Raw genomic sequence first — 11,038 nt, 5'->3', positions numbered from 1 at the left:
CGACCAGGGCCCGCGGAAAGCGCGAACCGGTTCGGCATCGTTGTTTTCTGCGCGGCTTCGCCGCGCGTTGTGGGGGCTTCGCCACCCACACCCCCATCGGGCACAGCGCGGTGAACGCCAGGCGACCAGGGCCCGCGGAAAGCGCGAACCGGTTCGGCATCGTTGTTTTCTGCGCGGCTTCGCCGCGCGTTGTGGGGGCTTCGCCACCCACACCCCCGTCGGGCACAGCGGTGAACGCCAGGCGACCAGGGCCCGCGAGACCGCCTGGCGCATGGCATGGCCAGGGTCGCCCCTGTGGCTGCCCGACCTTGATCGCCCTCTGCACAGGGCTCCCCCACAACGGCAAACACCAGTCACCACCTGGCACGCATGGCTCATCCGGCGCACGAGCCCCACCGGACTCAGGGTCACCACCATGACCGCCCTAATCCGGCCACGTGCTCACGTTCTCGTGATCTTCACTGTCCATGACCCGGTGGCCGTTCGGTCCTCCACCACCACCCGGACTCCGCCCCCCGGCACCGTGAAGGTCTCCCCCACCCCCATGGGGGCGTCCCCGAGCTGCGGATAGACCGAGGTGTGCCGGCACGCCCGGGAGTGCGGATGAGCGTCCAGCACCTGGATCGGGCCACCGCCGGACTCCGTCTTGCCACGGACGCGGTAGACGAGGACACCCTGCGTGCAGACCGTGCCGTCGTTCCCCACCGCGCCACGCCCCTCCACGGCGATCACGGTGTCGGGCCCGGTCCGCACGACCGCCAGCTTGGTCCCGCGCCCCGAGCCGAACGCCTGTACACCGGCCCCCAGGGGTTGCTCACCGGGGGCACCCGCGGCCACCGGCGCCTGGGGCACCCCGGTCGGCGCCGTCTCCAGCGGCTCCAGCGTCAGACGTGTGCTCCCCGACCCCCGCACACACACCACCTGGCGGTCGTCCAGCCACCCCAGCTTCCACTTGTGCCAGGCGAACAGGTCCGGAGCCAGGCCGAACTGGCTGCCCATGAGGTCCCAGTCGCCGACATAGGTGTCCCAGTCGCCCTTGCCGTCCATGGGGCGGTGGTAGAGATCGGGCAGATCGAAGACGTGACCCGTCTCGTGAGCGAGGACGAGCCGGTCGGGCGGATGCTTCTCGAACACCGTGACCACCCGGCGGATGTCCTTGCCGTTCACCCGGAGCGGGGTGTCGAAGTTGACGACCTTCGTGGCGTCCGAGTCGACGCCGGGCGCGTCCGGGTCGGCCACGAGGTAGACGACGTCGGACCGCGAGAAGTCGACCTCCTTGCCGGCCGCGGCGAGCGCGTCTCGCAGATACGCGTCCCGGCGCCCGGGGTCCCAGTCGCGCTGTATGGCGTAGAAGGCGGCAGGGTGAGGCATTCGGACCCAGTGACCCGCCGGACGCGGGCGCAGCGTGAACCGGCCGTAGGAGGAGCGCTCGAAGAACCGGCTGGTGGCCGGGAAGTAGTCCGCGGTCAGCCGGGCCGGTGTGGTGGCCGGCACCGAGCCGGGGAAGGACAGGAAGACCATGAGCGCGTCGAGCGGACGAGTGGGGCGCGTGTAGGCGGGGTCCCAGGTGTCGACACCCTCCGAATGGTGGGCCTGAGTGCGCGTGAGTTCGCAGGCCGCCGTCGGGGATTCGGCGAGCGCGGGACCCGTGACGAGCGAGGTCGAAACCAGCGCCGTCATCGACGTGAACACGGCCGCCACCCCGCGCAGCAGGGGCACCCGGCCCCGGACGAACCCCTTCAGTGCCTCGAGGGAGGGCCCCTTGAGGGGGAGCGGACGCGGCACGGCGACCTCCGGGTGCGGTTCACGGAACTCCCCACCCACCCTTGTCTTATTGGTACTACTATGCCCTGTTTGCCTGCCCCGGAAGGGTGAGACGCCCTCACTTGGGGGAAAGGCCAGAAGGGGCCGCGACGGCCACTGGAGGGGCAGCGCGAGACGAGCTCGAAGGACGGCGCAGGAGTACCGAGAGGGGCGGCCGACGTGGGCCGATGCCCTGAACACTCACGGAACGTCACAATCAATCGTGGCCGAAAGGAACTCGACCAGGTCCGGGCAGAAACGATCTGTCAGAACACGTACTGGTTCCGGGACACTGGACTGCGGCTGGAAGGCCTCTGGGCCAGCCTCTATGATCGGCACACTTTCCTGCACGGACACGGCTTGTACGGCCGCTCCCCACGCGGCCGTCGACCCCGACGAGACCCACGAGAACCGTACGAAGAACGAGTGCACTGCGGGAGCGAGCGGTGAGCGGAACGTCCGAAGGGCCGACGCCTGCGGCAGACCTCGTCAGCCCGGTCGTCACAGAGAGTCATGCCCATCCCCAGGTCAGCGTGTCGGCGTCGGCGCCTCCCGCCGGAGTGCACCAACTCTCGCCGCCCGCGACCCGACCCCTGCTCTCCCCGACCCCCGGCCCCCCGCCCGCCGCCTTCGGCGCCGCGTTCGCCGTCGCACCGCTCGCCATGGCCGTCGTCGACCGGGCGGGCCTGGTCGCCACCGCCAACGAGGCGATGGGCTCACTGCTCGGCACCGGCGCGGACGGCCTGGTCGGCAAGGTCGCCGCCGACCTGCTGGACCTGTCCTGCGACGCCCGCACCGGGCACGCGTACCGCGAGATGCTGCGCGGTCGTCAGGCCCGACTGCGCTGCACACGCCGCCTCAAACACCCCGACGGACACTCACTGTGGGTCCGCGTGACCATCACCCCGCTGCCCGCGGCCGAGCAGCCCGTGCTCCTCTCGGTCACCGACATCAGCGCCCACCGTGAACTCCAGGCCCGACTACGGCACTTGCAGATGCACGACCCGATGACCCGGCTGCCCAACCGCACGCTGTTCTTCGAACGCCTGTCGGCCGCGCTGGAGGCCGAGGCGTACGAGGAGAGCGGCACCGGCCGGATCGGGCTGTGCTATCTGGACCTGGACGGCTTCAAGGCGGTCAACGACACGTTCGGCCACCGCGTCGGCGACCGACTGCTCGCGGCCGTCGCGGAGCGCCTGAGGCGCTGCGCGGACGAGGCGGGCCGCACAAGGCCCACCACCCCTCTGGTGGCCAGGCTGGGCGGCGACGAGTTCGCGCTGCTCGTCGAGGACTCGACGGGCACCGACCAACTCGCCGAACTGGCCGAGTCGGTGCTGAGGGCGCTGCAGGCACCGTTCGACCTGTCCGGCCAGCGCCTGTCCGTCTCCGCGTCCATCGGTGTCGTGGAGCGGCACGCCGCCGGGACGACCGCGACCGGTCTGATGCAGGCGGCCGACACGACGCTGTACTGGGCGAAGGCCGACGGCAAGGCCCGCTGGACCCTCTTCGACCCCGAGCGCAATGCCCACCGCATGACACGACAGGCCCTCTCCTCCGGCTTGCGTCCCGCCATCGAGCGGGGTGAGTTCGCCCTGGAGTACCAGCCGTTGGTGGGTATGGAGGACGGACGAGTGCGCGGGGTCGAAGCGCTGGTGCGCTGGCACCACCCGCAGTTCGGCACGCTGACGCCGAATCGGTTCATCGGGCTGGCGGAGGAAGACGGCTCGATCGTCCAGCTGGGACGCTGGGTGCTGGGGACGGCCTGCCGTCAGGCGCGCCGCTGGCAACTGGATCGCCCGGACGAGCCACCGATCTTCGTCAGCGTGAACGTGGCGGTGCGTCAGGTCTGGGACTCCGACCTGGTGACCGATGTGGCACAGACCCTCGCGGACACGGGACTCGCCCCCCATCTGCTCCAACTGGAGCTGACGGAGTCGGCGGTGATGGGCTCGGCAGGCCGTCCGCTCCAGGTCCTCCAGGCACTCAGCGACATGGGAGTGCGCATCGCGATCGACGACTTCGGTACGGGCTACTCGAACCTCGCCTACCTCAGCCGGCTGCCGGTGTCGGCGCTGAAACTGGACGGCTCGTTCGTCCGCGGCTTCCAGTACGAGGACACCGACGCGCATCCGAACCCCGCGGACGAGGTCATCGTCGAGGCCATGATCCAGCTCGCCCACCGGCTGGGGCTGACGGTCACCGCCGAGTGCGTGGAGACCTCCGAACAGGCCAGCCGTCTGCGCCGGATCGGCTGCGACACCGGCCAGGGGTGGCTGTACTCGCGGCCGGTGCCGCCGGATCTTATCTCCGCGCTGGTGGACGCCAAGGCCTGCCGCCCGACCTGAGGCGTGTCGTTTGGATCACGCCGCGTTCATGCGACCGGCAACTCGTAGGCGTCGGCGATCAGTTCGTAGGAGCGCAGGCGCGCGTCCCCGCCGTGCGCGTTGGCCGTGAGCATCAACTCGTCGGCTCCGGTGCGCTTCTGGAGGTCGTCGAGGCCGGAGCGGACCTCGTCCGGCGTGCCGTGGACCACGTTGGCGGTCCAGGTCCTGGCGAACTCCTCCTCCAGTGGGCCGAACTCGTAGGCCTCGGCCTCCTCAGGGGTGGGGATGAGTCCGGGGCGGCCCATGCGCAGCCGGATCATGCTCAGCGCGGCGGCCCTCACCTGCCGGCGAGCCTCCCTCTCGTCGTCGCCGGCGAGCGCGGCGACGCCGATGAGGGCGTACGGGGCGTCGAGGACCTCGGAGGGGCGGAAGGACTCTCGATACAGGTCGAGCGCCGGGACGGTGTTCTGCGCAGAGAAGTGGTGCGCGAAGGCGAAGGGCAGGCCGAGCGTGCCGGCCAGGCGGGCGCTGAACCCGGAGGAGCCGAGCAGCCAGACCGGCGGGCGGTGCGGGGACTGGACGCCGCCCGGTGAGGTGGCCTGGATCGGGCCCGGGACCGCGTGGATACGGGCGTAGGCGTGCCCGTCCGGGAAGTCGTCGTCGAGGAAACGGGTCAGCTCGGCGAGCTGCTGGGGGAAGTCGTCGGCGCCCTCATGGAGCCGGTCCGTGCGACGCAGGGCGGCGGCAGTGGCGCCGTCCGTACCCGGGGCACGGCCCAGGCCCAGGTCGATCCGGCCGGGCGCCATGGCCTCCAGCGTGCCGAACTGTTCCGCGATGACCAGCGGGGCGTGGTTCGGGAGCATCACGCCGCCCGAGCCGAGCCGGATGCGGTCCGTGTGGGCGGCGAGGTGCGCGAGGATCACGGCGGGCGACGAGGAGGCCACGCCGGGCATGGAGTGGTGCTCGGCGACCCAGAAGCGGTGGAAGCCACGGGACTCCGCGAGGCGGGAGAGGGCGACGCTGGTCCGGAGGGCGTCCGAGGCGGTGCGGCCGGCGCCGACGGTGACCAGGTCCAGTACCGAGAGGGGAACGGGAGCTTTGCCCCGTACCGTGCCACGGATCTCGTCCACCACAATGCCTCCTGCTCAGCGCGTCGTGTCTTCCGCCGTCGCAAAACCGAAGACGTTCCACGGTTATTCCCGCCGGGCACGCGACAGGCGCCGTTCGGGTGACTGAAGCCACGTCGGGCGGCGTGCCCGGCGCGATGCGGTCCGATAGCCGGAATCACACTCAAATCAGCCTTAATACGGCGGCTTTGCAATTGCTTTGAATACATGGCGTAGTCCCGGGTAGCGGCGCGCCCATGGCTCCACCACGGACGAATGACGTAGGGACACCCGGCACCACACGCCGGTCGCTACTCGCCGGTGCTGCCGCGTTCGGTGCGCTGGCGGCCACCGGCTGCAGCCGCGTGGCCACGGCGTCGAGCGCGCACGGCGGCGAGCTGCTGAGCCGCCTCAAGGCCCAGGGCGTGGTCCGCCTCGGTATCGCGGGCGAGATCCCCTTCGGCTTCATCGACAAGAACGGCAAGCTCACCGGCGAGGCCCCGGAGCTGGCGAAGGTCGTCTTCAAGCGCCTCGGCGTCGAACGCGTCCAGCCCGTGCCGACCGAGTTCGGCTCGCTCATCCCGGGACTGAACTCCCAGCAGTTCGATGTCGTCTCCGCCGGGATGTACATCAACGCGGAGCGCTGCAAGCAGGTGATCTTCTCCGACCCGGACTACCAGATGCTCGACTCCTTCATCGTGCGCAAGGGGAACCCGAAGGGCCTGCACGACTACCGGGACATCGTCGAGAAGAAGGCGAAGTTCGCCACCGGGACCGGCTACGCGGAGATCCAGTACGCCGTGGAGGCCGGCTACAAGGAGAGCGACATCCTGATCGTTCCCGACCAGGTCGCCGGACTGAACGCCGTCGAGGCCGGACGCGTCGACGCGTTCGCCGGGACCGCGCTCACCACCCGCGAGGTCGTCAAGAACTCCCGCAAGGCGGAGGCGACGAAGGCGTTCGCGCCCCTGGTGAAGGGCAAGCCGCACGTCGACGGCGGCGGGTTCGCCTTCCGGCCCGCGGAGACGGGGCTGCGGGACGCCTTCAACGCCGAGCTGAGCAAGATGAAGGCGAGCGGCGAACTCTCCCGCATCCTGCGGCCGTTCGGCTTCACCAAGGCCGAGATGACCAACATGACCGCGAAGGAGCTGTGCCGCGGATGACCTCGGGACTCTGGGAACTCGTACTGTCGGGCGTCTGGACCACCCTCCAGCTCCTCGTGTTCGGCGCGCTGCTCGCCACGGCCGTCTCCTTCGCCGTCGGCATGGCGCGCACCCACCGGCTGTGGATCGTCCGCTTCGTCGCCGGCTTCTACACCGAGGTGTTCCGCGGCACCTCCGCCCTGATCATGATCTTCTGGGTGTTCTTCGTGTTGCCGCTCGCCTTCGGCTGGCAGTTGGTGCCGATGTGGGCGGGCACGCTCGCGCTGGGACTGACCTATGGGGCGTACGGTGCCGAGATCGTGCGCGGCGCACTGAACTCCGTCGACCCGGCGCAGCGTGAAGGCGGGATCGCGCTGGGCTTCACGCCCTGGCAGCGGATGCGCAAGATCCTGCTGCCGCAGGCGGTGCCCGAGATGATCCCGCCGTTCAGCAACCTGCTGGTGGAGCTGCTCAAGGGCACCGCGCTGGTCTCCGTCATGGGCATGGGCGACCTGGCGTTCAGCGGCAACCTCGTGCGACTCGCGCTCCAGGAGAGCGCGGAGATCTACGCGTACGTCCTGCTCATCTACTTCGTGATCGCCTTCGTGCTCACCCGGCTGATGCGGCTGCTCGAGCGCCGGCTCAAGGCGCGGGCCGGAAAGGCGCCTCAGCCCCATGTCTTCGTCCCGCAGCCCGTCGGAGGTGGTGTCTCATGACCTGGGACTGGGATGCCGTCAGTGCTTTCATGCCGCACTTCTGGGACGGCCTGCTCGTCACCCTGCAGGCGCTGGCGCTCGGCTCGCTGATCTCGTTCGCGCTCGGGCTGGTGTGGGCGGTGCTGATGCGGACGCCCACCCGCTGGGTGCGCTGGCCGGTCGGGATCGTGACGGAGTTCATCCGGGACACCCCGCTGCTGGTGCAGCTGTTCTTCCTCTTCTACGTACTGCCCGAGTGGGGGCTCACCTTCTCCGCGCTGACCACCGGTGTCGTCGCGATCGGCCTGCACTACTCGACGTACACGATGCAGGTCTACCGCGCCGGCATCGACGCCGTGCCCGTCGGCCAGTGGGAGGCGGCCACCGCGCTGAGCCTGCCCGCCTGGCGCACCTGGACGGTGGTGATCCTGCCGCAGGCGATCCGCCGGGTCGTACCCGCGCTCGGCAACTACGTGATCTCGATGCTCAAGGACACGCCGATGCTGATGGCGATCACCGTCCTCGACATGCTCGGCGAGGCGCGACTCTTCTCGCAGCAGCACTTCCAGTTCACGGAGCCGCTCACCGTCATCGGTGTGGCCTTCGTCCTGATCTCCTATCCCGCTTCCCTCCTCCTGCGAGCCCTGGAGCGACGCCTTGTCCGCTGACACCCCCCTCATGAAGCAATCCGACGCCCACGCCGGCGCCACGACGGCCACCGGCGAGCTGATCCGTTTCGACCAGGTCACCAAGCGCTTCGGCGACCACACGGTCCTCGACCAGCTCAGCTTCTCGGTCGACGCGGGCAAGCACGTCACCCTGATCGGCCCCTCGGGCTCCGGGAAGACCACGATCCTGCGCATGCTGATGACCCTGACCAAGCCCGACGAGGGGACCATCACGGTCGCCGGGCGGCGGCTCTTCCCCGCCGACGGCAAGCAGGTCCGGGAGATCCGCAAGGACATCGGGATGGTCTTCCAGCAGTTCAACCTGTTCCCGAACATGACGGTGCTGCGGAACATCACCGAGGCGCCGGTCACCGTTCTCGGCCTGTCGAAGGACGAGGCCGAGCAGCGGGCGCGCGAGCTGCTCGACCTGGTCGGGCTCAGCGACCAGCTGGACAAGCACCCCGGCCAGCTCTCGGGCGGCCAGCAGCAGCGCGTCGCGATCGCCCGAGCCCTGGCCATGCGTCCGCAGGTACTCCTGCTCGACGAGGTGACGTCCGCGCTCGACCCGGAACTGGTCGCGGGAGTCCTCGACGTCCTCCGTGACATCGCCCGCAGCACGGACATCACGATGCTCTGCGTCACCCACGAGATGAACTTCGCCCGGGACATCTCGGACGACGTCCTGATGTTCGACTCCGGCCGTGTCATCGAGTCGGGCTCCCCGGAGAAGATCTTCAGCAACCCCGAGCACTCCCGCACCCAGGAGTTCCTCAGCGCGGTCCTGTGACTGCGGAAGGTGACGTCGGCCCGTCCGGCCGGCCGCCGGTGGAGCGCGCACACCGGCCGCGCCGGGCGGCAGAACGGCTGAGCCGGGGAACGGCGCCCGCGCCGCTCTCCCCCGCGATCCTGAGGTGGTCACGAGCACCCCTGTGGAGCAGGTAGTATTTCTTTTGTCGCCGAACGCGAGAGTCGAAAGCGACAGAGTCTGCGCCGCTAGCTCAGTTGGTTAGAGCAGCTGACTCTTAATCAGCGGGTCCGGGGTTCGAGTCCCTGGCGGCGCACGATAGCGATGGCGAGTCGTGTTCGCGGAAAGCGCGAACCGGTTCGCCATCGTTGTTTTCTGCGCGGCCCCGCCGCACGTTGTGGGGGCTTCGCCACCCACACCCCCGTGGCGCACAGCACGGTGAACGCCAGGTACAGCGGACCCCGCGCGAACCCGGGCTGTCATCCACGCCGCCTCGCCCCCGGCACAGGCCCTACGGCATGCCCGCGAACGGATCGTCCCCCGCGAAGACCTCGCTGTACGAGGCCATGAACGCGACACAGAACGCGACGACCACGACGAGAAGCATCAGGATGCCCGCCATGCCCACGAAGGCCTTGCCGGGGGCGGGGGCGTGGGCGGTGGCACGTTCGGGGCGGCCCGCCGTGTAGTGAACGGTGACGATGTCGCCCTCGACCGTCGTCCCCTGCCCGTTCGTCTCCTCGAAGCGGACCGCACGGCCGTCGCGGGTGGTGAACTCGTACACGTGGTGCAGCGTCGTCCGCCCCGCCCGGGCGTCCGCGTCGCCGCGGGTCGTCGTGTACGTGCGCAGACAACGCGCCTCCGCGGTCAGACCGCTGTTCCAGTTGCTCCTCAACTGGAGCGAGCGGCGGACCACCCGGGCCGCCACCACCAGGGCCCCCACGATGATCAGGCTCGGTATCACATAGAAGAAGATGTCCACAGGTCCCCCGGTCTCCGTACGACTGCCCGCATGCCGCCATGATCATGACGACATGCGGCAAAGGTACCCGCCCGGGGTGTGGGCACGCCTCAGGAGATCAGAACGTGACGTCCGCGCAGGAGTAGAACGCGTTGGCGGTGTCCGCGACCGTCCACACACCGAGGATGAGGTGGTGACCGCTCAGCCCGGTCGGCAGGGTGCCGGTGTGGCTGAACGTGTACGGCGGGCGCCGGCCGTCGTACGGGACCGTGAGGAACGGGGTGGTGTCGAGGTCCGCCCGGGTGAGGGCGCGGTTCTGGTTCCAGCCCTGCTTCGTGACGTAGTACCTGAAGTCGGTCGTGGCGTGGGAGGCGGTGAACTGCCAGCGGAAGGTGTAGCTCTGCCCGCCGACCACCCTGGTCGTCGGCCAGTCCGCGCCCGAAGGTGTCTTCGGCTGGTCGAGGGCGCCGAAGTTGGCGTGGCCGGCCGAACAGATCTGGCCATCGCTCGGACCGAGCGCCGGGAAGCCCTTCGGGCCCTCGACGCTCTGCGGCTCCCACTGGATGTCGCCGCAGCCACTGACGATGCCGCCGTTCGCGGCGCACATCTTCTGTCGGCTCAGGGGCTGGTCGGTGTAGCCGTGGGCACCGGCGGTGCCGCTGGAGAGGGCGAACGTACCCGCGGTGGCGAGTCCCACCACCGCCGCGTACCACTTGGTCCTTGTGCGCATGCTGCCGCTCCTGGAGAACGTGGGGGAAGTTCATCGAGCCGTGCAGGTCTAGACCAAGTCTCAGACTAGGGTCGCGGGTTGAACATGTCCATACCAATCGCGCCGCCCTTCACCTCCCTCCCGCCGTCGGCCTCAGGGACGGCCGGCTCGCCGGATCCACCGGCACCGGCGCGTTCTTGCCGGCCTGGCCGCCCTTGCTCTCGACGACGCGTTTGTAGCGGTAGGGCACATAGCGGTCGGAGTTGCTCCAGTAGCGGTAGGGGGTGGACTGCCTCCGGGTGGCGGGCGGCGTCTGCTCGTAGGCGGTGTACGACGTGTGCGTGGAGTCCGTCCAGCCGCCGAAGATGACGACGTGCGACCCCTTCTCGGGGTTGTCTGGATTATGGAAGAGGAGGATGTCGCCGGGTCGCAGCTTCCCCTTGGAGACACGCACGCCGAACTTGGCCAGGCTGCCCGTCCATTCGTTGACGCCGAGGTTCCAGGCCATCGAGACGAAGCCGGAACAGTCCTGCCGGTAGCCGTCCGACCAGTACTCGTCCATGCGGTACGGAACCTTGGCGGCGACCCATTTCCTGGCCCTCCCGATGATCTCCGGGCGGGTGATCCTCGCCCGCAGGGCAGGATCCGGCGCCCCTCCCAGGCCGCCGTACAGCAAAACCGGGCGCCCCTGCGGAGTCTCGGGGTGCTCCTCGTCCGCGGGAACGCCCGGCCGCAACGGCGCATGAGCGGCCGCACCGACGGGCGCCGCATGACCTACGCCGAGGACCATGCCGACGGCGGCGAGGGCCAGGGCGCCGCGAGCCACCGGGCGGCCGACCGGCCGGAAGGCAGAGGAACAGGGGACACGGCGCCGACCGGGAACGC

General features: G+C 69.6%; 10 protein-coding genes and 1 tRNA gene. 6 read left to right on the top strand and 5 right to left on the bottom strand.

The features are described 5' to 3' along the window. Positions 1-441 precede the first annotated feature (441 nt). On the bottom strand, positions 442-1,785 hold the full coding sequence (locus tag ACWDEX_RS26990) for a M6 family metalloprotease domain-containing protein (protein ID WP_450466715.1): 1,344 nt from the start codon (positions 1,783-1,785) through the stop codon (positions 442-444). A 464-nt stretch (positions 1,786-2,249) separates the two neighbouring features. Here ACWDEX_RS26990 and ACWDEX_RS26985 point away from each other — a divergent pair, with 464 nt between their 5' ends. Continuing rightward, a complete protein-coding gene (locus tag ACWDEX_RS26985; RefSeq protein WP_450466714.1) occupies positions 2,250-4,148 on the top strand; it encodes a putative bifunctional diguanylate cyclase/phosphodiesterase in 1,899 nt (632 codons plus the stop codon). A 26-nt stretch (positions 4,149-4,174) separates the two neighbouring features. On the opposite strand, the gene ACWDEX_RS26980 is transcribed toward ACWDEX_RS26985, so the two are convergent. Further along, complete coding sequence (locus ACWDEX_RS26980; RefSeq protein WP_450466755.1) at positions 4,175-5,263, bottom strand: LLM class flavin-dependent oxidoreductase; 1,089 nt, start codon at positions 5,261-5,263, stop codon at positions 4,175-4,177. Between the two features lie 227 nt (positions 5,264-5,490). Between ACWDEX_RS26980 and ehuB the strand changes: the two genes are divergently transcribed. The 5 genes from ehuB to ACWDEX_RS26955 all read left to right on the top strand — a co-directional run bounded on the left by ehuB (position 5,491) and on the right by ACWDEX_RS26955 (position 8,799). Next, positions 5,491-6,396: an ectoine/hydroxyectoine ABC transporter substrate-binding protein EhuB gene (gene ehuB / locus ACWDEX_RS26975; RefSeq protein ID WP_450466713.1), complete on the top strand. Its 906-nt coding sequence runs from the start codon at positions 5,491-5,493 to the stop codon at positions 6,394-6,396. Then, positions 6,393-7,091, top strand: coding sequence for an ectoine/hydroxyectoine ABC transporter permease subunit EhuC (gene ehuC / locus ACWDEX_RS26970; protein ID WP_450466712.1), 699 nt, complete (start codon positions 6,393-6,395; stop codon positions 7,089-7,091). Before ehuB ends, ehuC begins: the two co-directional genes overlap by 4 nt. Next, positions 7,088-7,738: an ectoine/hydroxyectoine ABC transporter permease subunit EhuD gene (gene ehuD / locus ACWDEX_RS26965; RefSeq protein ID WP_450466711.1), complete on the top strand. Its 651-nt coding sequence runs from the start codon at positions 7,088-7,090 to the stop codon at positions 7,736-7,738. The genes ehuC and ehuD overlap by 4 nt, the downstream gene beginning before the upstream one ends. 10 nt (positions 7,739-7,748) lie before the next feature. After that, positions 7,749-8,525 carry an ectoine/hydroxyectoine ABC transporter ATP-binding protein EhuA gene (gene ehuA / locus ACWDEX_RS26960; RefSeq protein ID WP_450466710.1) on the top strand — a complete coding sequence of 259 codons (777 nt, stop codon included), beginning with the start codon at positions 7,749-7,751 and terminating at the stop codon, positions 8,523-8,525. 200 nt (positions 8,526-8,725) lie between these two features. Next, positions 8,726-8,799: transfer RNA gene (locus tag ACWDEX_RS26955), tRNA-Lys, on the top strand. Between the two features lie 195 nt (positions 8,800-8,994). On the opposite strand, the gene ACWDEX_RS26950 is transcribed toward ACWDEX_RS26955, so the two are convergent. The 3 genes from ACWDEX_RS26950 to ACWDEX_RS26940 all read right to left on the bottom strand — a co-directional run bounded on the left by ACWDEX_RS26950 (position 8,995) and on the right by ACWDEX_RS26940 (position 10,979). Beyond that, positions 8,995-9,465: a hypothetical protein gene (locus ACWDEX_RS26950; RefSeq protein WP_450466709.1), complete on the bottom strand. Its 471-nt coding sequence runs from the start codon at positions 9,463-9,465 to the stop codon at positions 8,995-8,997. Positions 9,466-9,562: 97 nt separating this feature from the next. Further along, positions 9,563-10,174: a lytic polysaccharide monooxygenase auxiliary activity family 9 protein gene (locus ACWDEX_RS26945; RefSeq protein ID WP_450466708.1), complete on the bottom strand. Its 612-nt coding sequence runs from the start codon at positions 10,172-10,174 to the stop codon at positions 9,563-9,565. Between the two features lie 109 nt (positions 10,175-10,283). Further along, a complete protein-coding gene (locus tag ACWDEX_RS26940) occupies positions 10,284-10,979 on the bottom strand; it encodes an NlpC/P60 family protein (protein ID WP_450466706.1) in 696 nt (231 codons plus the stop codon). Positions 10,980-11,038: the final 59 nt, after the last annotated feature.

This window comes from Streptomyces sp. NPDC001020 (assembly GCF_053599115.1).
The sequence above is the reverse complement of the archived record's forward strand: the minus strand, read 5'-3'. Positions and strand labels throughout refer to the sequence as shown.

What these genes read in the sequence shown, in the direction of transcription:
- ehuB (WP_450466713.1), top strand. Translation starts at nt 5,491, where the DNA reads ATGGCTCCACCACGGACGAATGACGTAGGGACACCCGGCACCACACGC.
- ACWDEX_RS26945 (WP_450466708.1), bottom strand. Translation starts at nt 10,174, where the DNA reads ATGCGCACAAGGACCAAGTGGTACGCGGCGGTGGTGGGACTCGCCACC.
- ehuA (WP_450466710.1), top strand. Translation starts at nt 7,749, where the DNA reads ATGAAGCAATCCGACGCCCACGCCGGCGCCACGACGGCCACCGGCGAG.
- ehuD (WP_450466711.1), top strand. Translation starts at nt 7,088, where the DNA reads ATGACCTGGGACTGGGATGCCGTCAGTGCTTTCATGCCGCACTTCTGG.
- ehuC (WP_450466712.1), top strand. Translation starts at nt 6,393, where the DNA reads ATGACCTCGGGACTCTGGGAACTCGTACTGTCGGGCGTCTGGACCACC.